This is a genomic window from Lentzea nigeriaca (assembly GCF_016907955.1).
Lineage (GTDB): Bacteria > Actinomycetota > Actinomycetes > Mycobacteriales > Pseudonocardiaceae > Lentzea > Lentzea nigeriaca.
On sequence record NZ_JAFBCX010000002.1, the window covers coordinates 891826 to 915911 of the forward strand.

The 24086-nt window shown below is 69.0% G+C and carries 23 protein-coding genes, 1 tRNA gene and 1 riboswitch; of the genes, 13 read left to right on the top strand and 11 right to left on the bottom strand.

Annotated elements, in window-relative coordinates; translation table 11 throughout:
* Positions 1 to 104: 104 nt before the first annotated feature.
* The 7 genes from JOD27_RS45920 to JOD27_RS10740 all read left to right on the top strand — a co-directional run bounded on the left by JOD27_RS45920 (position 105) and on the right by JOD27_RS10740 (position 8584).
* Positions 105 to 1517, top strand: coding sequence for a resuscitation-promoting factor (locus tag JOD27_RS45920; protein ID WP_307830057.1), 1413 nt, complete (start codon positions 105 to 107; stop codon positions 1515 to 1517).
* Positions 1518 to 1953: 436 nt separating this feature from the next.
* Positions 1954 to 2787, top strand: a complete 834-nt coding sequence (rsmA, locus tag JOD27_RS10715; protein WP_239566926.1) for a 16S rRNA (adenine(1518)-N(6)/adenine(1519)-N(6))-dimethyltransferase RsmA — start codon at positions 1954 to 1956, stop codon at positions 2785 to 2787.
* Between the two features lie 88 nt (positions 2788 to 2875).
* Positions 2876 to 2969: riboswitch (SAM riboswitch) on the top strand.
* Between the two features lie 215 nt (positions 2970 to 3184).
* Positions 3185 to 4183, top strand: a complete 999-nt coding sequence (locus tag JOD27_RS10720; RefSeq protein WP_204761938.1) for a methionine ABC transporter ATP-binding protein — start codon at positions 3185 to 3187, stop codon at positions 4181 to 4183.
* Positions 4180 to 4863, top strand: a complete 684-nt coding sequence (locus JOD27_RS10725; RefSeq protein WP_204761939.1) for a methionine ABC transporter permease — start codon at positions 4180 to 4182, stop codon at positions 4861 to 4863. Before JOD27_RS10720 ends, JOD27_RS10725 begins: the two co-directional genes overlap by 4 nt.
* Positions 4864 to 4960: 97 nt before the next feature.
* Complete coding sequence (locus JOD27_RS10730; protein ID WP_204761940.1) at positions 4961 to 5752, top strand: MetQ/NlpA family ABC transporter substrate-binding protein; 792 nt, start codon at positions 4961 to 4963, stop codon at positions 5750 to 5752.
* A 54-nt stretch (positions 5753 to 5806) separates the two neighbouring features.
* Complete coding sequence (locus tag JOD27_RS10735) at positions 5807 to 6772, top strand: 4-(cytidine 5'-diphospho)-2-C-methyl-D-erythritol kinase (protein WP_204761941.1); 966 nt, start codon at positions 5807 to 5809, stop codon at positions 6770 to 6772.
* Between the two features lie 42 nt (positions 6773 to 6814).
* Positions 6815 to 8584 carry an ABC-F family ATP-binding cassette domain-containing protein gene (locus JOD27_RS10740; protein ID WP_204761942.1) on the top strand — a complete coding sequence of 590 codons (1770 nt, stop codon included), beginning with the start codon at positions 6815 to 6817 and terminating at the stop codon, positions 8582 to 8584.
* Here JOD27_RS10740 and JOD27_RS45925 read toward each other — a convergent pair whose 3' ends face one another.
* Entirely contained in the window at positions 8585 to 9874 is a 1290-nt protein-coding gene (locus JOD27_RS45925; RefSeq protein ID WP_307830058.1) for a DivIVA domain-containing protein, read from the bottom strand.
* Between the two features lie 100 nt (positions 9875 to 9974).
* Here JOD27_RS45925 and JOD27_RS10765 point away from each other — a divergent pair, with 100 nt between their 5' ends.
* The gene (locus tag JOD27_RS10765) at positions 9975 to 11588 is read left to right on the top strand and encodes a fatty acyl-AMP ligase (protein WP_204761943.1); all 1614 of its coding nucleotides are present in this window, start codon (positions 9975 to 9977) and stop codon (positions 11586 to 11588) included.
* An 81-nt stretch (positions 11589 to 11669) separates the two neighbouring features.
* Here JOD27_RS10765 and pth read toward each other — a convergent pair whose 3' ends face one another.
* From pth to JOD27_RS10805, 8 genes are all read right to left on the bottom strand, one after another.
* The gene (pth, locus tag JOD27_RS10770) at positions 11670 to 12233 is read right to left on the bottom strand and encodes an aminoacyl-tRNA hydrolase (protein WP_204761944.1); all 564 of its coding nucleotides are present in this window, start codon (positions 12231 to 12233) and stop codon (positions 11670 to 11672) included.
* The gene (locus JOD27_RS10775) at positions 12223 to 12786 is read right to left on the bottom strand and encodes a DivIVA domain-containing protein (RefSeq protein ID WP_307830072.1); all 564 of its coding nucleotides are present in this window, start codon (positions 12784 to 12786) and stop codon (positions 12223 to 12225) included. The genes pth and JOD27_RS10775 overlap by 11 nt, the downstream gene beginning before the upstream one ends.
* Positions 12787 to 12791: 5 nt before the next feature.
* Positions 12792 to 13394 (bottom strand): 50S ribosomal protein L25/general stress protein Ctc, encoded by a 603-nt coding sequence (locus JOD27_RS10780; RefSeq protein WP_204761945.1) that lies wholly within the window; start codon positions 13392 to 13394, stop codon positions 12792 to 12794.
* Positions 13395 to 13782: 388 nt separating this feature from the next.
* The gene (locus JOD27_RS10785) at positions 13783 to 14754 is read right to left on the bottom strand and encodes a ribose-phosphate diphosphokinase (protein WP_204762079.1); all 972 of its coding nucleotides are present in this window, start codon (positions 14752 to 14754) and stop codon (positions 13783 to 13785) included.
* A 14-nt stretch (positions 14755 to 14768) separates the two neighbouring features.
* A complete protein-coding gene (gene glmU, locus JOD27_RS10790; RefSeq protein ID WP_204761946.1) occupies positions 14769 to 16235 on the bottom strand; it encodes a bifunctional UDP-N-acetylglucosamine diphosphorylase/glucosamine-1-phosphate N-acetyltransferase GlmU in 1467 nt (488 codons plus the stop codon).
* Between the two features lie 47 nt (positions 16236 to 16282).
* Positions 16283 to 17980, bottom strand: a complete 1698-nt coding sequence (locus JOD27_RS10795; protein WP_307830059.1) for a GGDEF domain-containing protein — start codon at positions 17978 to 17980, stop codon at positions 16283 to 16285.
* Between the two features lie 25 nt (positions 17981 to 18005).
* Positions 18006 to 18076: transfer RNA gene (locus JOD27_RS10800), tRNA-Gln, on the bottom strand.
* 88 nt (positions 18077 to 18164) lie between these two features.
* A complete protein-coding gene (locus JOD27_RS10805; protein ID WP_204761947.1) occupies positions 18165 to 19304 on the bottom strand; it encodes an alpha/beta hydrolase family protein in 1140 nt (379 codons plus the stop codon).
* A gap of 145 nt (positions 19305 to 19449) precedes the next feature.
* Between JOD27_RS10805 and JOD27_RS10810 the strand changes: the two genes are divergently transcribed.
* From JOD27_RS10810 to JOD27_RS10825, 4 genes are read left to right on the top strand one after another with little or no spacing between them, the layout of a single operon-like run.
* Entirely contained in the window at positions 19450 to 20391 is a 942-nt protein-coding gene (locus JOD27_RS10810; RefSeq protein ID WP_204761948.1) for an acyl-CoA desaturase, read from the top strand.
* Positions 20392 to 20425: 34 nt separating this feature from the next.
* A complete protein-coding gene (locus tag JOD27_RS10815; protein ID WP_204762081.1) occupies positions 20426 to 21025 on the top strand; it encodes a TetR/AcrR family transcriptional regulator in 600 nt (199 codons plus the stop codon).
* Between the two features lie 43 nt (positions 21026 to 21068).
* On the top strand, positions 21069 to 21473 hold the full coding sequence (locus JOD27_RS10820; RefSeq protein WP_204761949.1) for an SRPBCC family protein: 405 nt from the start codon (positions 21069 to 21071) through the stop codon (positions 21471 to 21473).
* Entirely contained in the window at positions 21470 to 21898 is a 429-nt protein-coding gene (locus tag JOD27_RS10825; RefSeq protein ID WP_307830060.1) for a MarR family winged helix-turn-helix transcriptional regulator, read from the top strand. The genes JOD27_RS10820 and JOD27_RS10825 overlap by 4 nt, the downstream gene beginning before the upstream one ends.
* Here JOD27_RS10825 and JOD27_RS10830 read toward each other — a convergent pair.
* On the bottom strand, positions 21882 to 22988 hold the full coding sequence (locus tag JOD27_RS10830) for a PQQ-dependent sugar dehydrogenase (protein WP_204761950.1): 1107 nt from the start codon (positions 22986 to 22988) through the stop codon (positions 21882 to 21884). The genes JOD27_RS10825 and JOD27_RS10830 overlap by 17 nt on opposite strands.
* 7 nt (positions 22989 to 22995) lie before the next feature.
* Positions 22996 to 23523, bottom strand: coding sequence for a DUF4291 domain-containing protein (locus tag JOD27_RS10835; protein ID WP_204761951.1), 528 nt, complete (start codon positions 23521 to 23523; stop codon positions 22996 to 22998).
* A 71-nt stretch (positions 23524 to 23594) separates the two neighbouring features.
* On the opposite strand from JOD27_RS10835, the gene JOD27_RS10840 reads away from it, so the two are divergent.
* Positions 23595 to 24008, top strand: coding sequence for a RidA family protein (locus JOD27_RS10840; protein WP_204761952.1), 414 nt, complete (start codon positions 23595 to 23597; stop codon positions 24006 to 24008).
* Positions 24009 to 24086: the final 78 nt, after the last annotated feature.

Consider the following 24086-nt stretch of genomic DNA (forward strand, 5'->3'; position numbering starts at 1 on the left):
CGTAGGAGGAGTTGCCGGGAACCTTCGAGCTCAACCCTCGAATGATCTTGTCAACGCCAACTGTGCGGTGGCCTCAAAGCTTCCGCAATGGAGGTATCGACCCAGTGTCTGGTAGCGACAGAACTGCCGCTCCGTACGACTTCAACGAGGACACCGACTGGTTCACCCCGGTCGGGATGGCAACGGCCACCGCTGTCGCCGACCCTCACCCGAGCTTTCCCGCCGGTGCGCTGACCATCACGCCCGCGGACGTGCTCGAGGTGCTCGGCCCGGACGCCGACGACCTTCTCGCCACGGCCAACGTCGACGTCGACGAGCTGATCCGGCTCATCAACGCCGAGACGACGATCATGCCGCCCCTCGTCCTCCCGTCGGAGGAAGAGGAGAAGGAGGACCCGCAGCTCCTCGTCACGGCCGTCTCGTCCTGGAAGCGCCGCTTCCTCAAGGGCGCGGTCGCCGCGGTTCTGGTCTCGATCTCCGGCGGCGGCGTCACCGCCATGGCGATGGACAAGTCGCTGACGGTCGACGTCGACGGCGCCCTCCAGACCGTCCACTCCTACGAGGGCACGGTCGGCGAGGTCCTGGCGGAGGAAGGCATCGTCGTCGGTGAGCACGACGCCCTGTCCCCGTCGCTGAACACCCCGATCTCCGACGGCGGCAAGATCACCCTCGACCGCGGCCGCCTCGTGAAGATGAGCGTGGACGGCCAGGCCCGCGAGGACTGGGTCCGCTCCGTCACCGTCGAGGAAGCCGCTCGCCAGGCAGGCGTCCCGACCGAGGGCGCCTGGTTCTCCGCGCCGGGCAACAAGGACATCCCCCTCGAGGGCATGAACCTCGAGATCAAGACCCGCAAGAACATCAAGCTCTTCGACGGCGCCAACCCGGCCCGCGAGGTCCAGACCACCGCCGTCACGGTCGACGAGCTCCTGAAGAACGAGAACCTCTCCCTCGGCCCGGAGGACGCAGTCGCCTCCGGCACCGACGTGAAGCTCGCCACGGGCGCCGAGGTCTACATCTCCCGCACCGGCGTCACGGTCATCAACGTGAACGAGCCGGTAGCCCCGCCCGTCGAGAAGACCAACGACCCGAACATGAACGCGGGCGAGCAAAAGGTCACCGACCCTGGCGAGGCCGGCGAGCAGATCTCGACCTACCGCGTGACCGTGAAGAACGGCAAGGAGATCAGCCGCGAGAAGATCGGCGGCAAGGTCACCAAGGAGCCGAAGCCCAAGAAGATCACCGTAGGCACCAAGCCCCTTCCCGACGGCGCCACCTGGGACCGCCTCGCCCAGTGCGAGGCAGGCGGCAACTGGGCCATCAACACGGGCAACGGCTACTACGGCGGCCTTCAGTTCGACGCGGGCACCTGGCGCTCCTACGGCGGCACCGCCTACGCCGCCCTGCCCCACCAGGCCACCCGCGAACAGCAGATCGCCATCGCCACCAAGCTCCGCGACGGCCGCGGCGGCACCTACTCGGCCTGGCCGGCCTGCCGCGCCAAGCTGGGCCTGCCGTAAACCGGCATCCTCCGCTCTCGACGAGGCCGCTCCTGGTCAGCCAGGGGCGGCCTCCGTCGTACGCGGGCACAGGCGGGGGCGCCAAGCACCCGCCACCGCAACACCGCGCAGGCTGGCGCAAGGGTCCCCTGCGATTTCGGTTCCCCCGCGACCCAACGTACGCGGCAGGTCTGACACTCGGAGGACGGCAGGAGTCCGCCCGAGCGCGATGCGGAGCGTCGAAACCAGCGCTCGTCCAGGCCCGCGCAACCACGCTGGAACGCAACCGAACCCGCACCACCGACCCCCTCCGTCGGAACTGGCACCCACCCACCAAACCGGACCACCGCGGTGCCACCAGGAACCCGCCAACGCAACCCGCGCATCCAACCTGCGCGCCCCCACAACCCCAAGCCACCCACCCCCAACCCCAACCTGCGAGAATCCAAGAGTGAGCCTGCTGGGACCAGCCGAAGTCCGCCGTCTAGCCGAAGAACTAGGCATCCGCCCAACCAAGAAACTGGGCCAGAACTTCGTGCACGACCCCAACACGGTCCGCAAGATCGTCGCCGCGGCCGACCTGACCCCAGACGACACGGTCCTGGAGGTAGGCCCAGGCCTCGGCTCCCTGACTCTCGCCCTGCTCCCGAACGCCAAACGGGTCGTAGCAGTCGAGATCGACCCCCCACTGGCGAAGCGCCTCCCGCAAACCGCCCGCGAGCTGGACCCGGAAAACGCGGACAAGCTGCACGTGGTCCTCAAGGACGCCATGAGGGTCACCAGTGACGACCTGGCGGCAGCCCCGACCGCGATCGTCGCCAACCTCCCGTACAACGTCGCCGTCCCGGTGGTCCTCCACCTCCTGAACGAACTGCCGACCCTCAAGAAGGGCCTGGTCATGGTCCAGGCAGAGGTGGCGGACAGGATGGCCGCAAAACCGGGCAGCAAGATCTACGGCGTCCCCAGCGTGAAGCTCGCCTGGTACGCGGAAGCGAAGAAGGCGGGCCCGGTGGGCAGGAACGTCTTCTGGCCCGCTCCCAATGTGGACTCAGGTCTGGTGTCCTTCCACCGCCACGAAAACCCACTGTCCACAGTGGACAAGGCGAGGCTGTTCACGATCATCGACGCCGCCTTCGCGCAACGCCGCAAAACCCTCAGGGCGGCCCTCAAGGGCTGGGCGGGAAGCGAGAACGTCAACGTCGACGAGCTGCTCCACAAGGCGGGCATCGACCCGCAGGCGAGGGGTGAGCAGTTGAGCGTGATCGACTTCATTCGGATCGCGGAGGTCTAGGCCGGGGATCCATCGGCCAACAGTGTGATCTGTCGAACGATCCGGATTCTGGCTTGCGCAACCGAACGTGCGTCCGGTTGACTGCTAGATGCCATCCGGAGCGACCGAGAGACCTGGCTCTTTGACGTCGCAGCAACCACCCGCTGGATGCGGGCAGGTGCTAACGCCAGGACCGATGGAGGATCACATGGGTACCACGCGAATGCTGACGCGCCGGCGAGTCGTCGACCAGTGCCGTCGCACCGCTTCTGCATGTCGTCGCCACCTCGTCTAAGGCGCCTTCTCCAAGTCCTTTGACGCGCGCTCGACCAACGAGTGGCGCACACACCTGAGCAGAACTTCGACCGCGCACCGCCCACGAGGCGAGTGTGTCGTCGCGCGCAGCCGTGGAGCAGAAGTGATCACTGTCGAAAACCTCACCAAGTCCTTCCAGGGTGTCAGCGCCCTGAACGGCGTGACCCTCGACGTCGAGGCGGGCACCGTGCTCGGCGTCGTCGGCCCGAGCGGGGCCGGCAAGTCGACGCTCGCGCGCTGCGTTGCGCTGCTCGAGCGTCCCGACTCCGGGGCCATCCGGGTCGACGGCACGGACATCACCGCGCTGGACGGGTCGGCTCTGCGGGCCGCCCGTAGGCAGATCGGCGTTGTGCCGCAAGGGGATTCCCTTCTCCGGCAGCGCACCGCCGCCGGCAACATCGCCCTGCCGCTGGAAAGCGCGGGCGTGCCGGGACCGCAGCGCCGCAGCCGCGTGGGCGAGCTGCTGGACCTCGTCGGGCTGACCGACAAGGCCGCTGCCTACCCCGACCAGCTGTCCGGCGGGCAGCGTCAGCGCATCGCCGTGGCGCGTGCGCTCGCCGCGAACCCGTCCGTTCTCCTCGCTGACGAGCCCACGAGTGCGCTCGACCCCGAGACCACCGGTTCCGTGCTCACGGTTCTCGACCGTGCGCGCGCTGAGCTGGGTGTGACCGTCCTCGTCGTCACGCACGACATGGGCGTGGTCCGCAAGATCTGCGATGACGTCGCCGTGCTGGAGCAGGGCCGCGTCGTCGAGCACGGCAAGGTCCTCGACCTCGTGGGCGAGGCCGGCAGCCGCACGAGCAGTGCCCTCCTGCCCGCCGTCGACCTGAACCCGATCAACGAGAGCAGCTACGACCGCGTCGCGGACGTCGTGCTCGTCGGGTTCGCCGCGGTCGGCGCGCTGCTGCCCGAGGCCTCGCACCGGTTCGGTGTCGAGCTGAACATCGTCGGTGGTGGCCTCACGCGCCTCGGGGAGACGCCCGTCGCGCGGTTCCGGCTCGGCCTGAACGGTGAGCGGTCCGACTCCGCACTGGAGTGGATCGGCGAGGCCGGTGGCGCTGTGCAGAGGTCCCTGAAGGGGCCGCAGGGAGTAGCTGCGTGAGGTCTGCTACACCCTGGCCCGACGTTGTCGGCTATCTCGTCGAGGCCACCGGGGAAACGCTGTACATGGTCGGCGTTTCCACCGTGATCGCCACAGCTTTCGGAGTTCCCCTCGGGGTTTGGCTGCAGCTCACCGCCAAGGGCGGGCTGCGGCCGAACCCCGCGGCGCACCGCGTTCTCGGCTTCATCACCGACCTGGGCCGCTCGATGCCGTTCATCGTGCTGCTCGTCGCCCTCACGTCGGTCACCCGCCTCATCGTCGGCGGATCCATCGGCAGCACGGCGGTCATCGTGCCGTTGGCCGTGGGTGCGATCCCGTTCGTCGGGCGGCTCGTGCAGAACATCCTGTCCGAGGTGCACGTGACCGTGGTCGAGGCCGCGGTCACGACGGGCGCCTCGACGCTCAGGATCGTGCGAAGCGTGCTGATCCGCGAGTCGTTGCCCGCGCTGATCAACGCCATCGGCGTCACCGTGATCGCCTTGATCGGGTACTCCGCGATGGCGGGCGTGATCGGCGGCGGCGGCCTCGGTGACCTGGCGATCCGCGAGGGCTACCAGCGCTTCAACGACCGGATCCTGTGGAGCACCGTGGCGTGGCTCGCCGTGCTCACGACGCTGATCCAGCTCGGTTTCACCCGTGCCGCCCGTGCGTCCGACCGGCGCCGGCACGCCTCAGTCTGACCTTTCCGCACGCGGGGCCCCCGCGTACTCCAGGAGAGTACGAAAGCTCCCCGCGTACTTGAACCTGCCGCTGGCAGAAACTCTCAAAAGGAACGAAATGCGTATTAAGGCTGCCCTGATCGCGGTCGCTTTGACTGCTTTGTCTGCTTGCTCTGCCGGTGGTGCGTCCGCTTCGGACACGCTGAAGGTCGGCGTCTCGCCGGTCCCGCACGCGCAGATCCTCAAGTTCGTGGCCGACAAGCTGGCCGCGCAGAAGGGGCTGAAGATCGAGGTCGTCGAGTTCACCGACTACGTGCAGCCGAACACGGCGCTGGTCGACGGCTCGCTCGACGCCAACTACTTCCAGACCGTCCCGTACCTGCAGACGTTCACCAAGGAGAGCGGCGCCAAGGTCGAGTGGGTCGCGCCCGTCCACGTCGAGCCACTCGGTCTCTACTCCAAAAAGGCCAAGAAGCTGGACGAGTTGCCGCAGAACGCCAAGGTCGCACTGGCCAACGACGCCACGAACGAGACCCGCGGCCTGAAGCTGCTGGAGGCCAACGGCCTGATCAAGCTCAAGGCCGTCGACGCGCCCACCATCCGCGACGTCGCGGAGAACCCCAAGAACCTGCAATTCGTGCCGCTGGAGGCCGCTCAGCTACCGCGCTCGCTGGAGGACACCGACGCGTCGGTGATCAACGGCAACTACGCGATCGACGCTGGTCTCAAGCCCGCCACCGACTCCCTCGCGCTGGAGAAGGCCGAGGGCAACCCGAACGCCAACGGCCTGGTCACCAGGACCGAGCTGAAGGACGACAAGCGCATCCGCGACCTGGCGGAGCTGCTCGGATCGCAGCAGGTCAAGGACTACATCAAGCAGACCTACAACGGTTCCGTCGTCCCGGTGTGAGATCACCGGTGACCGGGGGAGGAGTCCACGACCCCAGAACGCCCGTAGGCTGACATGGTGCTCGCAGTCGTTCCACCTCCGGTCACCGTCCGCGTCCCGGCCAAGGTCAACCTGCACCTGGCCGTCGGTGACGTGCGCCCGGACGGCTACCACGACCTGGTGACGATCTTCCAGGCGCTGTCGCTGGTCGACGAGGTCACCGTCGCGGTGGCCGACGAGCCAGGCGTCGAGGTCCACGGCGAGGGCGCCGACCAGGTACCCACGGGAGCCTCCAACCTCGCCTGGCGTGCCGTCAGGCTGCTCGCGGCGCACGTGGGCAAGGACCCGGACGACCCGAAGGTCCGGGTCGTCATCCGCAAGGCCATCCCGGTCGCGGGCGGCATGGCGGGCGGCAGCGCCGACGCGGCCGCCACGCTCGTGGGCCTGTCGTCGTTGTGGCGGCTGGAGATCAGCCGCGACGAGCTGGCCGAGCTGGCCGGCAAACTGGGCGCGGACGTGCCGTTCGCGCTGTACGGAGCCACCGCACTGGGCACCGGCCGCGGCGAGCGGATCGTGCCGGTGCTGGGGCGGCACCAGTTCCACTGGGTGCTGGCGTTCGACCGGCGCGGACTGTCCACTCCGGACGTGTTCGACGAGCTGGACCGCCTGCGCTCCGAGGGCGACCCGCCGCGCGTCGGCCCGGTCGAGGCGGTGCTGGAGGGTTTGTCCTCGGGCGATCCGCGTCAGCTGGCGCTGCTGCTGGGCAACGACCTGCAGGCCGCCGCGGTCTCGCTGCGGCCGAACCTGCGCCGGACGCTACGCGCCGGTGTCGACGCGGGCGCGCTGGCCGGCATCGTGTCCGGTTCGGGGCCCACGACGGCGTTCCTGTGCGAGGACGGCGACACGGCGGTGCGCGTGGCCGCGGAGCTGGCCGGTGCCGGCGTGTGCCGGACGGTGCGCGTGGCGCACGGGCCGGTGCCCGGTGCGCGCGTGATCACGACCGAAGAGCCGAAGCCCACTCCGCCTGAAGTGCACGCGTAGGTAGCCTTCAGCAGGCAGTTTCTTCCTAGTCGTGAGGTTTTGATGGCCAACCTGGTCAACCTGGAGTCCGTGTCGAAGTCATTCGGCGTCCGGCCGCTGCTCGACGGCGTGTCGCTCGGCGTCAACGAGGGCGACCGGATCGGTGTCGTCGGACTGAACGGCGGCGGCAAGACGACGCTGCTCGAGGTGCTGGCCGGGGTGGAACCCGCCGACGACGGCCGGGTGTCGCGGTCACGCGATCTGCGGATGGCCGTCGTGACGCAGCGGACCGAGCTGCCGGACGGCTCGACCGTGCGCAACGCGGTGATCGACCCGCTCGGCTTCGACGCCGAGCACGAGTGGGCGGCCGACGCCCGCGTCCGGTCCATTTTGGACGGACTCGGGATCACGGCTCTGGGCCTGGACTCCGTGGTCTCCACGATGTCCGGTGGCGAGCGGCGCCGGGTCGCACTCGCGGCCGCGCTGATTCAGGACCTCGAACTCATCGTGCTGGACGAGCCGACGAACCACCTGGACGTCGAGGGTGTGCGCTGGCTCGCGGAGCACCTGCTGGCCCGCAAGTGCGCGCTCGTCGTCGTGACGCACGACAGGTGGTTCCTCGACACGGTCTGCAACCGCACGTGGGAAGTCGTGCAGGGCAAGGTCGAGCAGTACGAGGGCGGCTACGCCGACTGGATCTTCGCGCGCGCCGAGCGGCAGCGGCTCGCGGACGCCGCGGAGGAGAAGCGGCAGAACCTGGCGCGCAAGGAACTCGCGTGGCTGCGTCGTGGCGCGCCCGCCCGCACCTCGAAGCCGCGCTACCGGATCGAGGCCGCCGAGGCGCTGATCGCGGACGTTCCGGCGCCGCGCGACACGGTCGAGCTGCTCGCGTTCGCCAAGAAGCGCCTGGGCCGCACGGTGATCGAGCTCGAAGACGCGACACTGTCCATTCCGGACCGTGTGCTCGTGCGCGACCTGACGTGGCGCATCGGGCCTGGTGAGCGGATCGGTCTGGTCGGCGTCAACGGTTCCGGCAAGACGACGTTGCTGCGGTTGCTCGCGGGGGAGCGCGAACCCGAGACGGGCAAGCGGATCCAGGGCCAGACCGTGAAGATCGCGCATCTCTCGCAGGAGCTGCTCGACCTCGACGGGTCGATGCGCGTGCTGGAGGCGATCGAGGAGGTCGCGCGGCGCGTCGTGCTCGGCAAGTACGAGATGTCGGCCTCGCAGCTGGGCGAGCGGTTCGGGTTCTCGTCGCAGAAGCAGTGGACGCCGGTGTCGGACCTGTCCGGTGGCGAGCGGCGGCGGTTGCAGCTGTGCCGGCTGCTGATGGCGGAGCCGAACGTGCTGCTGCTCGACGAGCCGACGAACGACCTGGACATCGACACGTTGCAGCAGCTGGAAGATCTGCTCGACTCGTGGCCTGGCACCCTCGTCGTGATCTCGCACGACCGCTACCTCGTCGAGCGCGTGTGCGACAAGGTCGTGGCGTTGTTCGGCGACGGCAAGCTGACCGACCTGCCCGGCGGGATCGAGGAGTACCTCAAGCGCCGGGATTCGTTGCGCGACAGGGAAACCGCCGCCGCCCCCGCCGTGGAGAAGGCGCCGTCGAACGCCGCCGACCAGCGAGCGGCACGCAAGGAGCTGGCACGGCTGGAGCGGCGCCTGGAGGTGCTGCACAAGAAGGAAGCCGAGCTGCACGCCGCGCTCGCCGAGGCCGCGACCGATCCCGACAGGCTGCTGAAGCTCGACGCCGAACTCCGTGCCGTGCTGGCGGAAGAGACCGACGTCGAGGCCGCCTGGATGGCCGCGGCCGAGGTCGTCGAGGGGTAGCTACTTGCCCCGGCGGCGCAGTTCGTTGGCGAGCATGGGCAGCAGTTCGTCGATGAACGACGTGTCGTAGCCCTGCCCGGACAGCAACGCGTAGCTGAAGCGTGCCTTCATGACCTCTTCCGAGGTTGCCCCGAGCATGCCGTCGAGCGCGACGCCGATCTCCTCGAGCATCCTGTCGACCTGCGCGGTGCGGTAGCCGCGCTGGCCGGACGCCGCCTGCGGAATGCGCAGCTGGCGCAGGTCCTTCCACGACCGGACCGGGGGAATGCTGCGCATCGGCCCGGAGAGCTGCTGCTCGACGCGGGCGAGGAACGAGTCCACCTCGGTCTCGTCGTAGCCGCGTCGTCCGATCAGCGGACGGGAGAACCTGACGTCGCGTACGTCCTTGGAGGTCAGGTTGTCCTGGCCGAGCAGCGTCGCCTCGATGCGGTCGAGGAACGCGTCCACCTGTGACTCCTGGTAGCCGCGGCGGCCGCGGGGAGGGCGGTGGAACGCCACGTTGCGGATGTCCGCGGCGGTGAGCTTCGGTGCCTCGACGGCGCGCGGGGTCGCGGGCTTCTGTGCCGGAGGCTGCTGCTGGGGCCGTGGCGGCGGTTGTGGACGGCGTTGCTGGGGTCGCTGCTGTTGCTGCGGCAGCTGCGTGGTCGGCGGCGTCCTGGTCGGCGGCGGCGCCGTCTCGAACATGAGGACGACGAGGTCGAGGAACGTGTCGACGTCCTCCTCGTCGTACCCGAAGGTGCCCGGCGCGGTCTCGCCGAACACCGCGTCCTGGATCTGCTGGGCAGTCAGGTTGTCCTGACCGCGCAGCGTCGCCTCGATGCGGTCGAGGAAGGCGTCGATCTGGCCCTCGTGGTAGCCGCGCGTCCCCGGTCTGGGCTTGTGGAAGCGCACGGCGGCGACGTCGTCGGGGGACAGTCGCACCGCCGGTCTCAGCGCCTGCGACGTGGCGTGCGCGCCCTGAGCCGGTGCCGCGGCCTGCCGGCGTTGCGGAGTGGATCGCAACGTGTCGGCCACGAGCTCCATGAAGACGTTGACCTCGTTCACGTCGTAGCCCGGATCCCGGGTCGCCGTGCTGAACTTGACGTTGAGCACGTCCTCGCGCGTCAGGATGTCCCTGCTGCGCATGGTGTCCTCGACACGGTCGAGAAATGCGTCCACCTCAGCCGCGTCGTACCCGCGCGCGCCCCTCGGGGGACGGTGGAACGCGACCGAGGCCACGTCCTGCGCGGACAGCAGAGGTGCCGGATGCGCGGGTAGACGATGTTGCGCTCCGGGGCCGCCCCGATCCACCAATGACCTCCTCCTGCGTACCTGTACTGGGGAGTATCGCGTTTCGCGTGGCATAACGTTTCGTCCTGATGGACCAAAGGGCGCCACTACGATCGCGAACATGAGTCAGTTCGTGGATGTGATGCTGGCGACGGCCACCAACGGCCGGGACAGGGGCATGACGACGGGTGAACCCGCCGCGCCCGTTCGCCGGACGTGGGCCGAGGTGCACGAACACGCCCGGCGGATGGCCGGCGCGCTCGACGTGGCACCGGGCACCGCGATCGCGGTGCTCGCCGCCGAACCTGCCGTGATCGCCCCAGCCGCGCAGGCAGCCTGGCTGTGTGGTGGCAGCGTCACGATGTTGCATCAACCCACACCACGCACCGACCTGGCCGAGTGGGCCGAGGACACGCTGCGGGTGCTCGCCATGATCGACTCTCGCCTGGTGCTGCTCGGCAGCCCGTTCGACGCCCTGGCCTCTGTTCTGGACCAGCACGGCATCCCGTACCGCAAACTCTCCGAGCTCGACGGTGAGCCGATCACTCACCCTGTTCCCACCCCCGAGGATGCCACGGCACTGCTGCAGTTGACGAGTGGATCGACCGCCGATCCGAAGGCGGTGCGCATCACACACCGCAATCTGATGGCGAACGCCGAGGGCATGCGCGTCGCCGCGGCTCTGGATCCTTCCTCTGACGTCATGGTGTCGTGGCTGCCGCTGTTCCACGACATGGGGATGGTCGGGTTCCTGACCGTGCCGATGCTGTTCGGCCTGGAATTGGTGAAGGTCACTCCTGTCGACTTCCTGTCGCGGCCGACGTTGTGGGCGGACCTGATCACCCGGTACCGCGGCACGATCACCGCTGCGCCGAACTTCGCCTACGCGATCGTGGCCCGTCGTCTGGCGTCGTCGTCGGACTCGTTCGACCTGTCCTCGATGCGGCTCGCGCTGAACGGTGCCGAGCCGATCGATCCGGCTGCTGTGCAGGCTTTTGTCGACGCGGGAGCGCGCTTCGGGTTGCGGCCCGAGTCGATCCTGGCGGCATACGGTATGGCCGAGACCACGCTGGGTGTGGCTTTCGCGCCGTTGTTCACGGGGCTTTCCGTCGATGTCGTGGACGTCGATGCGGTGGAGGCGGATCATCGTGCCGTGCCTGCTTCGGACGGGCGGGCGTTCCCGCTGCTCGGGCCGCCGCTGCCCGGCCTCGAGCTTCGGGTCGTGGACGACTCGGGCAAGGTCCTTGGCGTACGGGACGTTGGTGAGCTGCAGATCCGTGGTGAGGCCGTCACGCCCGGCTACCTCACGGTGAACGGTCCTCTGGCCACTCAGGACGCCGAGGGCTGGCTGTCCACTGGGGACATCGGATATCTGGTGGAGGACGGACAGGTCGTCGTCTGCGGGCGGCGCAAGGACGTCATCATCATGGGCGGGCGGAACATCTATCCGACCGATGTGGAACGTGCCGCCTGCTCGGTGGACGGTGTGCGGGCCGGGAACGCGGTTGCCGTGCGGTTGGACGCGGGGACGCAGCGGGAGCGGTTCGCCGTCGTGCTGGAGTCGAAGCTCGCCGGGGATGCCGAGGCCGAGAAGACGCTGGTGAAAGAAGTGACGGCGCGGGTCGTGGACGCGGTCGGGTTGCGGCCGTTCGCCGTTGTGGTGCAGCCGCCGGGGACGTTGCCGAAGACGCCGTCGGGCAAGCTTCGCCGGTCCGCGGCGGCCGCGTTGGTCTAGTCGAACTCACCGAGTCGTTTGCGCAGCTCCCTCGCGTTCCTGCGGGGGAGTGCGCGGACGACGGAAATCTCGACGTACGGCTCAGTGGAAGGCGTTTTGCGCGGCTTCCAGGCCCTTGGTCACGAGGGCCTCGGTCGCGTCCGCCGCCCGGTCGATCTCCAGCGCGAGCTGCTTGCGTTCGACGGTGGAGAAGTCCTTGAGGACGTAGTCGGCGGGGTCCTGGCGGCCCGGCGGGCGGTCCACGCCGAAGCGGACGCGGTAGTAGTCCTTGGTGCCCAACGACTTCGTGATGGAGCGGAGTCCGTTGTGGCCGTTGTCGCCGCCGCCGAGCTTCATGCGGATGGCGGCGAACGGGAGGTCCAGCTCGTCGTGGATCACGACGATGGTGGTGGGCTTGAAGAACTTCACGGCGCTCGAGACCGGGCCGCCGGAGAGGTTCATGAAGCTGCGGGGCTTGGCGAGCACCACGCGGTGGCCGGACAGGCGGCCCTCGACGATCTCGGCGCCCGACTTGTGGGCCTTGAACTTGCCGCCGACGCGGGCGGCCAGTTCGTCGAGGACCAGGAAGCCGATGTTGTGGCGGTTGCCCTCGTACTTCGGGCCCGGGTTGCCCAGGCCGACAATGAGGGCGAGGTCATCGTCCACGGAACCGCAACTCCTGCTCGAGATCGTCCAGCAACGCGTCCACGGCCTGCACCTGGTACCCCTTGCCCAGCAGGCCGGACGTGGTGCTGAACCGGGTGTTGCGGACCTCGGTGGAGGTCATGGCACCCCGGCCGTCCAGGTTGGCCGCGGCGCGGGCGAGGAAGGCGTCTACTTCGGCGCGATCGTAGCCGGTGCCGGTCTTCGGCAGCTTGCGCGCGTAGAGGTCCTCGCCGGTGTTCAGGCCTGTCGGCGGCACGATGCCGTTGCGCACCTGGAACTCGAGGAGGTGCAGGACCCCGTCGACGCTCAGGGGGTCGTAGCCGTTCGGGACCGTGGCGAACCTGACGGTGCGCACGTGGTCCGGGTTCAGGCGCATGCGGCCGGCCAGGGCGTCGGCGACGATCAGCATGAACTCGTTCACCTGAGCCGGGTCGTAACCCTGCCGCTTGCGGCGGAAGGTCTTGGCCCGGATCTCGGTCGGGCGCAGGTATGGGAACGGCGCGCCGCCCCCCTCGTGAGGGGGTGGCGCGCCGTCTGACCGGCCCGACGTGATGGGGCTCAGCTTTCCTCGGTCGCCTCGGCGGCCGGCGCGGCCTCTTCGCCCTCGAGCTGCGAGGCGGACGGCGCCTCGTTCACGGCGACGATCAGGGCCTCGGCGTCGGTGGACAGCGAGACGCCGGACGGCAGAACCAGGTCACCGGCGTGGATCTGGGTGCCGGCCTCCTTGCCCTCGATCGAGAACTCGATCTGCTCCGGGATGTGCAGCGCCTCGGCCTCGACCGTGATCGTGGTGGCGTCCTGCGTCACGAGCGTGCCGGAGGCGGCCTCACCGGTCAGCACGACCGGGACGTCGACGGTGACCTTCTCGCCGCGCTGGACGAGCAGCAGGTCGACGTGCTCGATGTAGTTCTTGATGGGGTGCGTGGTGACGGTCTTCGTGAGCGCCAGCTCGCTCCCGCCGTCGAGGGCGAGGGTGAGGACGGCGTTCTGACCGTGCTCGCGGACAACACGGGCGAACTCGAGCGCCGGCAGGGCCAGGTGCTTCGGGTCGGAACCGTGGCCGTAGAGCACCGCGGGGATCTTGCCGGCGCGACGGGTACGGCGGGCGGCGCCCTTGCCGAATTCAGTGCGCTGCTCAGCGGCGAGACGGACCTCGGACACGGTGGGGCTCTCCTTACAAGTCTGGCCTTGTACGTCGGGGCGGTGCACAAGTTTCAGCGGTTCAGCTTTGGGGTGGTGGCCTGCGGCGGCGAGCAGCGCGGGACGTCAACACGCGCGGCATCAAGCCACCGCGTCGATCACGCCGAGCCGATGAAGGCTCGCCCTCGCCGAGGCAACCCGACCAGTGTAGGTGAGCGGGCGTTCAGGGTGCCAACCGGGGTCTGCTGCACAGTACGCGGGGAGCTTTCGTACTCCAGGAGAGGACGCGGGGGCCCCGCGTGCGGCAGCCGAAGCAGGGGGCGTGCGGTGGGGAGAGACGGAACGCGGGGGCCTCGCGTTTCCTCCGGGGAAACGCGGAGCCCCCGCGTTACAGAGCGGGAAGGGCTGGTCAGGCGTTGCCGTCGAACAGCGACGTGACCGAGCCGTCCTCGAACACTTCCTGGATCACGCGGGCCAGGAGCGGTGCGATGGAGAGGACCGTCATCTGCGGGAAACGCTTCTCAGCCGGGATCGGCAGCGTGTCGGTGAACACGACCTCGCGGGCGCCGGAGTCCTGCAGGCGCTGGGTGGCCGGGCCGGACAGGATGCCGTGCGTGGCGGCGATCACCACGTCGGAGGCGCCTTCGCTGAGCAACTGCTTCACGGCGCCCGCGATGGTGCCGCCGGTGTCGACCATGTCGTCGATCACGATGCAGAGGCGGCCCTCGACCTTGCCCACGACGCGGTTCGACACCACCTCGTTGGGGCGGAGCGGGTCGCGGGTCTTGTGGATGAACGCGATCGGGGCGCCGCCCAGGGTGTCGGCCCACTTCTCGGCCAGCTTGGTGCGGCCGGAGTCGGGGGAGACGACGGTGATCTCGTGGCCCGCGTACTTGCCGCGGATGTGGTCGGCCAGGAGGGGCATGGCCCACAGGTGGTCGACCGGGCCGTCGAAGAAGCCCTGGATCTGGGCGGTGTGCAGGTCGACCGAGACGAGGCGGTCGGCGCCCGCGGTCTTGAAGAGGTCGGCCACCAGGCGGGCGGAGATGGGCTCGCGGCCGCGGTGCTTCTTGTCCTGGCGGCTGTACGGGTAGAACGGCATGATCACGGTGATGCGCTTGGCCGAGGCGCGCTTCAGGGCGTCGACCATGATCAGCTGTTCCATCAGCCACTGGTTGATGGGGTTGGTGTGGGACTGGATGACGAAGGCGTCGCAGCCGCGCACGGACTCCTCGAAGCGGACGAAGATCTCGCCGTTGGCGAAGTCGTAGGCCTGCTGCGGGGTCACCGTGACGTTGAGGTGCTTCGCGACCTCTTCGGTCAGCTCCGGGTAGGCACGTCCGCCGAAGAGCATCAGATTCTTCTTCGGCGTGCCGGGCATCTGGGGGTTCACGGTCAGCCCTCCTCTGTCTTCTCGTCATTCTGGCCAGCGAGGGCTGCTGCCGCTGCCTGAGCCGCGGCGGTTCCTTCACGTCGGCTGAGGACCCAGCCTTCGAGGTTGCGCTGTGGGCCGCCGGACACGGCGAGCGCGCCCGGTGGGACGTTGCGGCGCAGGACGGTGCCCGCGCCCGTGTAGGCGCCGTCGCCCACGGTCACCGGGGCCACGAACATGTTGTCCGAGCCGGTCCGGCAGTAGGAACCGACGATCGTGCGGTGCTTGTTGACGCCGTCGTAGTTGACGGTTACCGATGCTGCGCCGATGTTGCTGTGATCGCCGATCGTGGCGTCGCCGATGTAGGAGAGGTGGGGGACCTTCGAACCCTCGCCGATCGTGGAGTTCTTGGTCTCGACGAACGTGCCGATCTTGCCCTTCACGCCCAGGGACGTGCCGGGGCGCAGGTAGGCGAACGGGCCGACCGAGGCCTTGGCACCGATCACCGAGTCGCTGCCGTGGGTGCGCACGACGGAGGCGCCGTCGCCGACGGTCACGTTGGACAGGGTGGTGTCCGGGCCGACCACGGCGCCCGCGCCGATGACCGTGCCCGCGCGGAGCTGCACGTTCGGCTCGATCAGGGCGTCCTGGCCGATCCGCACGTCCGCGTCCACCCAGGCGGAGGACGGGTCGACGAACGTGACGCCGGAGCGCATCAGGCCCTCGACGATCCTGCGGTTCATCTCGGCGCCGACGGCCGCGAGCTGCACGCGGTCGTTGATGCCCTCGACGAGCCACGGGTCGGACGCGATCAGCGCGCCCACGCGACGGCCGTCGCCGCGGGCGATGCCCAGCACGTCGGTCAGGTAGAGCTCGCCCTGCGCGTTGTCGGTGGACAGGCGCGAGAGGCCGTCGCGCAGGACGGCGGCGTCGAACGCGTAGACGCCGGAGTTGATCTCGGTGATCAGCTGCTCGGTGTCGGACGCGTCCTTCTGCTCCACGATCCGCTGGACCGTGCCGTCACTGGAGCGCACGATGCGGCCGTAACCGGTGGGGTTCTCCACCACGGCCGTCAGGACGGTCACCGCGTTGCCGGCCGAGGCGTGCTCGGCGAGGAGCGCCTTGAACGTCTGGGTGTCGAGCAGCGGCACGTCGCCGTAGCTCACGATCACCGTGCCGGTCAGGTCGTGCGGCAGCTCGGCCAGGCCGCACGAGACCGCGTGGCCGGTGCCCTTCTGCTCCGCCTGCACCGCGACGGTGACCTTGCGGCCGAGCGCCTCGGCCAGACCTTCCAGATGCTCGCTGACGGCTTCACGGCCGTGGCCGACGACCACGGCCAGGTGGTCGGGATCTGTGCCCGCCGCCGCGCGCACCGCGTGTTCGACGAGTGAACGTCCGGCGATCCGGTGCAGCACCTTCGGCGTGGACGACCGCATGCGGGTGCCTTCCCCGGCGGCGAGCACGACCGTGCTGACAGGGCCCTCGAGCATCAATGCTCTCCCTAACAGGCTGGGTGGTTCCAAGTCCGCGGACCAGCCTAAGCCTCCGCGGAGGGCTCCCCCGCCACAGCCGCAACCTGGCAGCCACCCTGACGCTTCGCGACGTACATCGCCGAGTCGGCCCGGGACAGGGCCTGGTTCGCGGTTTCGCGCGGGCGCAACGAGATGACGCCGACCGACAGCGTGACGCCCCTGGAGAGGTCGATTGGCAAGCCTGCCACGGCATCCACGGCCCTGCCGAGCGCTGCTTCCGCGGCGTGCAGAGGGGCACCCGGCAGCAGCACCACGAACTCGTCGCCGCCGTAGCGGGCCACCATGTCGTCGCCGCGCAGGGCCTGCCGGAGTGTGCTGGCAATCACCCGAAGAACATCATCACCCTCGGCATGTGAATGCCGGTCGTTGACGCCCTTGAAGCCGTCGAGGTCCACCAGCGCGATGGAGAACGGGTCGACCTGACCGGCGATGAGCTCGCTCATCTTGTCGTCGAGCGCGCGGCGGTTGGGCAGCCCTGTCAACGGGTCCTGCAACGCCTGCTGCGCGATCGCACCGTGAGCGCGCGTCAGCCGTTCGTGTTCGCGCCGCGTCTGCAACGTGGCCACGCGGGACTCCCGCATCTGCCACAGCTCCAACTCCAGCGCCGCGTTGTAGGCCTGCAGCGCCGACGTCGTGTGCGGACCGGAGAGGTGCGCGTACTCCCGCTCCAGCGACAGCACCAGCGACGGCTCCGAGGTGTCGTGCTCCATCTGCGTGCGCGTGTCGTCGAGCACCTTGAGCGCGTCGTCCAGCCGGTTCGCCTCGACGAGGCACCTGGCCAGCGCGATCGCGACGATGATCAGTTCCCGCGCGTACATCGACAGGCCGCGTAACGACCAGAGCCGGTCGAGGTGGTCCTGGCTGGGGCTGGTCAACGCGTGGGCGGCACCGAGGATCGGCACCTGCTCGGCGGCGTCGAGGTCGCGCCGGCCGGGGTGCAGCGACTGCCGGAACGGCACCTCGGCGGCCTCTGCGAGCCCGGAGGCGACCTTGAACTGCTCGTGCGCGGCGTCGAACAGGTTCACCCGTTCGAGCCGCAGGCCCCAGCCGATCCGCAGCCGGGCCCTGTTCACGAGGTGCACGTAGATCTGGTGCGGCTGGCCGCTCTCGCGCAACGCGTTGTTCGCGCCCGCCAGCACGTCGTCCGCCATCTCGTAAACGCCGAGCTGGGTCAGCACGAGTGCGATGTCCTGCAGCGTCGTGGCGAGCAGCTGGTCCCAGATCCGCTTGTCGAAGACGGGGTCGGTCTCTGGTTCCTCGTCGAGCATCATCGCGAGCGCCGCCGCGATCTCGGTCAGCGCCTTGTCCTCGGCGTTGCCCAGCAGGAACCGGCGGCCGCGCAGCGCCCGTGCGTCCGCCTCCAGCACGATCAGGCCGTGGCGGCGGCAGTGGCTGAGCATCTCGTCGAGCTGGGGGTCGGACATGTCGACGAGCCCAGGCGTCACCAGCCGGACCACGGCCGCGGCTCTGAGCAGCTGCGCGACGATGCGGGGCTCACCACGGCCCTGCGCCTCGGCGAGGATGTGGTCGATCTCGGACGCCGCGTCGAGCTGTGCGGCGAGGTGACTGCTCTGGGCCACGGCGACAAGCTCGCTCGCGCGGCCCACCAGCCACGCGTCGGACATCTCGTGGTGGCGGTGGCCCACGTTGCCCTGCTCGTCGACCGTTTCCTCGGGCAGCTTCGCACCTCCCAAAGACCGCACAAGACACCCCGTGCCCAGGGGTTTGCTCCGCCACCAGGATTCGAACCTGGACCATCGGAACCAAAATCCGAGGTGCTGCCTTTACACCATGGCGGAACGGGCGGGCGCGCACCCGTCCTGCGCACATGTTGTCACGAGTGGTCCTCCTCTTGTCCAACCACCACTCATCCGGCTCAGTTCAAGATCACGGCTGGGCGCCGATTGACCTGGTCAGGAAGTCCGCGAGCGCGTCCCGGTACGTGTCGGTCGCCACATTCCACCCCGACGTGTGGTCCGCGCCGGGGATCTCGACGTACTGCAGCGGCCACCCGAGACTCCTCGCCGCGGTCGCCAGGTCACGTGACGACTGGGTCGGCACGGTGCCGTCGGCGGTGCCGTGGAAGAGCAGAGTCGGCGGCTTCAGCGCGGGCGGGCTGCGGACGAGGTCGAACCGGTCGAAGTCGATGCCGGCCCGCCAGCCCGACACCAGCTCGGCGACCGGCGTGAGCCAGGTCGGCACGCCGCGGTTCTCCGCCTGCAGGTTCAGCGTCTGCGTCCAGTTGGTGACGGGGGAGTCGAGCACTACGCCGCTGACCGCCGCCGCGAGGCTGGACCGGGCCAGCGTCTGGCCGACGATCGCGCCGCCCATCGACCAGCCGTAGAGCACGACCTTGCGCGCGCCCTGGCTTTGCGCGTACTTGATCGCGGCCTCGACGTCGTGCCATTCGGTGTCGCCGAGGTGGTAGAGGCCGTCCGGTGAGGCGGGCGCTCCTGCGTCGTTGCGGTAGGTGATCAGCAAAACGGGCAATCCCGCACTATGCAGCTGAGGAACCACGCGCAGGGCTTCTTCGCGGGAGGCGCCCCGCCCGTGCACGGTGATCACCCACGTGTCGTTGCTCGACGCGGGGACGAGCCACGCGGGCATCTCCCCGAGCTCGGCAGGCACCCTGACCTCGCTGTACACCAGACCCAGCGTGGTTCTGGGGTTGCCTTCGTAGACGTCGGTCTCGATGCGGACCTTGGTGCCCTCAGGCGGTGCGGTGCCGTCCAGCAGCGGACGTTCGACGCGCCCGTCCTTGGTCGTCGCGACGTCGCCGACCTTCGCGGCGCCGCCAGGCCAGACGATGCCGAAGGTGCCCCGTTGCAGCGTGAGCTTGGATTCGGCGAGCACGACGTTCTTGTCGTCCACGCCGAGCGCGGTCTCCGGGTAGCGCTGCGGCACTTCCTCCGGTTCGAGCAGTTCGCCGCTGTAGTACCAGCCGATCCCGCCCAGAGCGACCGTGACCAGCACGAGCAGCACGAGGAGCGAGGTCACGGTGATCCGGATGATCTTGCGTCTGGCCATCTCTCGATGATGCCGGGTCCGGGTCTCGATTCCGGAACAGGCTCTGAGTTTCCAGGCGAGGTCTGGCGAAGCAGGTGGGCCCAACTTACGCTTCCGTAAGTTACGGTTGCGTAGGTAAGCCCCTCAACCCCCCAGAGGTATCCGTATGACCACGACGATGGACCGGTCCACCGACCAGGGCCCCAAGCCGTTGATCGACGGGCAACGCGGACATGCCGAACAACTCGGCGTCTACGTGTTCGTCATCGTTCCCTTCCTCGCACTGCTCGCGGCCGTCCCCTTCGCGTGGGGGTGGGGCCTCGGCTGGGTCGACTTGGCCCTCTTCGTCGCCTTCTACTACCTCTCCGGCCTCGGCGTGACGATCGGTTACCACCGGTACTTCACGCACGGCTCCTTCAAGGCCAAGCGGGGCCTGAAGATCGCGCTGGCGATCGCGGGCTCGATGGCGTTGCAGGGCCCGGTCATCGACTGGGTGGCCGACCACCGCCGGCACCACGCGTTCTCCGACCGCGAGGGCGACCCGCACTCGCCGTGGCTCTTCGGAACCGGCCCCGCCGCGATCGCCAAGGGCTTCTGGCACGCCCACATGGGGTGGCTCTTCGACCGCGACAAGACCAACCACAAGCGGTTCGCGCCCGACCTGATGGCGGACGAGGACCTCGTCAAGATCGACAAGCTCTTCTGGCTGTGGACGACCATCTCGCTGCTCGCGCCCGCCGTGCTCGGCGGCTTGATCACGTGGTCGTTCTGGGGCGGCGTCACGGCGTTCTTCTGGGCGGGCCTCGTCCGCGTCGCGTTCCTGCACCACGTCACGTGGTCGGTCAACTCCATCTGCCACATGGTCGGCGACCGCCCGTTCGCCGCGCGCGACCGTTCCGCGAACGTCTGGGCGTTGGCGATCCTCAGCTTCGGCGAGTCGTGGCACAACCTGCACCACGCCGACCCGACCTCCGCGCGGCACGGCGTGAAGCGCGGTCAGATCGACACCTCGGCCCGGCTGATCTGGCTGTTCGAGAAGTTCGGCTGGGCGTGGAACGTGCGCTGGCCGAGCGAGCAGCGGCTGGCCAGGATCACCGTGAAAAAGTGACCAACGTACGCTGACTCGGGTGACCAGGGTCAGGATGACGGGCAAGGAACGCCGAGAGCAGCTCCTGGACGTCTCCCGCGCCCTGTTCGCCGAGAAGGGCTTCGAGGCCACCTCGATCGAGGAGATCGCGCACCGCGCCGGCGTCTCGAAGCCCGTTGTCTACGAGCACTTCGGCGGCAAGGAAGGCATCTACGCCGTCGTGGTGGACCGCGAGATGCAGCGCCTGATGGACCAGATCGTCGAGGCGCTCGACGGCAGCAGTCACCCGCGCGAGCTGCTGGAACGGGCAGCCTGCGCGCTGCTGGACTACATCGACGACTCGACGGACGGGTTCCGCATCCTGGTGCGCGACTCGCCCGTCGCGTCGTCTTCCGGCACGTTCTCGTCGTTGCTGAACGACATCGCCTCGCAGGTCGAGCACATCCTCGGGCTGCACTTCGCCCGGCAGGGCTACGACCGCAAGCTCGCCGCGCTGTACGCGCAGGCGCTGGTCGGGATGGTGGCGCTGACCGGGCAGTGGTGGCTCGAGGTGCGCAGGCCGAAGAAGGACGAGGTGGCCGCCCACCTGGTCAACCTCGCCTGGAAGGGCCTCTCGGCGATGGAGCACAAGCCCCGTCTGCGCAGCCGCTCGTGAGCTGCCCGTTGCGCATTAGTAAGCGCGCATATAATATGCACGCATGGCAAATTACGAGTTCGAGCACAGCGTCGAAGGTCCGGCCGGCGTGGCGGCGGTGTGGGAGCTGTGGAGCGATGTCTCCAGGTGGACGGAGTGGGACGAGGGTCTGGAGTCCGTGACGCTGTCCGGTCCATTCGCCGAGGGGTCGAGCGGCACGATGGTGGTCAAGGGGCAGGGGCCGATCCAGTTCACGCTGACGTCCGTGGAGGACGGCGTCGGCTTCGTGGACGAGACGGCGGTGCCAGGCGCTCTGCTGCGGTTCAGCCACCGCGTCGAGCGGCTGGCCGAGGGCGTCCGGGTCACGCACTCGGTGGTCATCGAGGGGCCTGCCGCACAAGCCCTCGGGCCCGTCGTGACGGCCGACTTGCCGGACGCGGTCGAGGCGCTGGTGAAATTGGCGTCGTGACGCGGTTCTCCGGCCCGGACGATTCGCCGGGCTTCCTGTTGTGGCGGGTGACGCTCGCGTGGCAGCGGGCCATGCGGGCGGCGCTGGCCCCGCACGACCTCACGCACGTCCAGTTCGTGCTGCTCGCGTCGTTGTGGTGGCTGGTCAACCACAGCGGCGCGCCCTCGCAGCAGCGCCTGGCCGAGCACGCGGGCACCGACCCGATGATGACCTCGCAGGTCCTGCGCAAGCTCGCTGACCGTGCGCTGATCTCGCGGGAGGTCGATCCGGCGGACTCCCGTGCGCGGCTGCTGTCGCTGACCGACGACGGCAGGGCGCTGGTGGCCAAGGCCATGAAGGACGTCGAGGACGCCGACGTCGCCTACTTCGCGGGGCTGGGCGACGAGCAGCAGGCGTTCGTCCGGGGGCTCACCCGGCTCCTGTGAGCTTCAGCAGCTTGTCGTTCGTGCCGTTGGACGTCGTGATGTAGAGCGCCCCGTCCGGCCCGGTGCGGGCGGCGCGCAGCCGTCCGTACTTGTCGTTCAGCTGCTCGGGGATGCTGACGTTCTGCACCTTGCCCGCGTCGTCGAGCGTGAAGAGCATCAGCTTCGAGCCCTTCAGCGCCGTGATCGCGAGCTTGCCCTGCCAGAACGCGGCCTGGCAGATCGCCTCGGTGGGCGACCCGGACGACCACACGGCCGGCACCGCGTCCGGGAACCGCTGCAGGTCCGTCATCGGCACGTCCTCGTCGTAGCCACCCTGCGTGCCGCCCTTGGACGGGTCCCACCCGTAGTTGGCGCCCGCCTTGAGCAGGTTGACCTCGTCGTCGACGTCCGGTCCGTGCTCGCTGGAGAACACCTGGTCGGTGTTCGGCCGGAACACCACGCCCTGCACGTTGCGGTGGCCGTAGGTGTAGATCCGGCGCTCGTTGGCGTTGGCCGAGCTCGCGAACGGGTTGTCCTTCGCGCCCTCGCCGGTCTCGGGGTCGATCCGCAGCACCTTGCCGCCGAGGCTGGTCCTGTCCTGCGGGTTGCGGCCCTGCGCGATGTCGCCCGTCGCCACGAACATCGTCCCGTCCGGCGCGAGGGTCGGCCGGCACCCGGAGTGCCTGCCGCTCGGGTTGCTCGGCATGCCGGTGAGGAGGTCCTTGACCTTGGTGGCCTTGGTGCCGTCGAGGCGGAACGTCACGAGCCGCACGTCCTTGGCGGTGTTGTAGCAGGCGGTGAAGCGCCGGCCGTCGGGGTGCACGACCATGCCCATCAGGCCACCCTCGCCGCGCACCTGGACGTCGGAGAGGTCGACGTCGACCGGGGTGACCTTGCCGTTCTTGACGAGCTTCATCCGGGCAGGGCGTTCGGTGACGAGCATCGAGCCGTCCGGGAGGAAGCCGATGTCCCAGGCGTGCTCGAAGCCTCCGGCGATCTCGTCGATCTTCAGGCCTTGGGGCACGGGTGCCTTCGACGGCGCGTTGCCGCCTGGTTCCGGCGTGGCACAGGCCGCGACCACCAGCACCAACCCAGCAACGAGTGCGCGCATGTCCTAACTATGCTTTTTGTGCCGTGGTGGTTCCGTAAGGCCGCTCAACCGGCAGCAACGCGCGCGCCTTGTCGTCATCACCAGCGCGCACCGCCGCGTGCACCTCGCGCGCAAGGTCCGTCACGTCGGTGATGCTCACGGTCCACTCGTGCACGTACTTCTGAACGGCCTCACGCGTGAGGCCGATCTGGATCGACCGGTGCGGCAACGCCTCGTGCCGAAGCCCGCGCTCCGGATCCCACTGCACGCGCACGGCGGGCTTGCCGGAGATGTTGCTCTCGACGGCGTTCGCGACCGCCCAGTCGAAGCCCTCTCGGGTGATCCGCACGGCCAGGACGCGTTCCTGGCCTTCCTTCCGGGCGTATCCGCAGCGGTACATCATCCAGAGGAACGACGGCTTGATCCACGTCATCCGCTCCATCTTGAACGGCGGCACGAACCGCTGAGCCGCCACGGCCGGTGACGCGATCTGCGGCGAATACGCCTGGTAGACCACGATGGACTGATCGTCGTAGTCAGCCCTGATCTCTCTCATTTCCGCACCGCACAGGGTGACTGGCCGATATTCGCTGGAGCCACCCGTTTTCGCCGTGGCACGGTCAGCGCGTGGAGATCACCCGCGTCAACCCGGCCGAGCTGCACGCACCGCCCGGCTACCACCACGTCACGATCGTGGAGACGGGCCGCACCGCCTACCTGGCTGGGCAGTGCCCGATCGGCCCCGGCGGTGAGCTCGTCGGCGAGGGCGATCTCGCCGCGCAGGTCGGCCAGGTCGTGTCGAACGCCCTCACCGCCCTGGCCGCGGCCGGTGCGGAACCCCGGCACGTGGTGCGGACCGTCGTGTACGTGGTGAGCTCCGACCGCGAGGCGTTGGCCGAGGTCTGGCGGCTGCTCACCGGTTCGGCGCTGGGGCCCGCGTTCACCACCGCGAGCACGCTGCTCGGGGTGGCGCAGCTCGGATTCCCAGGTCAGCTGGTCGAGGTCGACCTCACGGCCGGGCTGCCGGAAGCCACCCGATAACGGTTCGCCGCACGAGCTAAGGTGGGGATGAGACCCCTCGTCCCAGGCAGGGGTCTGTCTGGCGTTCCGTACTCGACG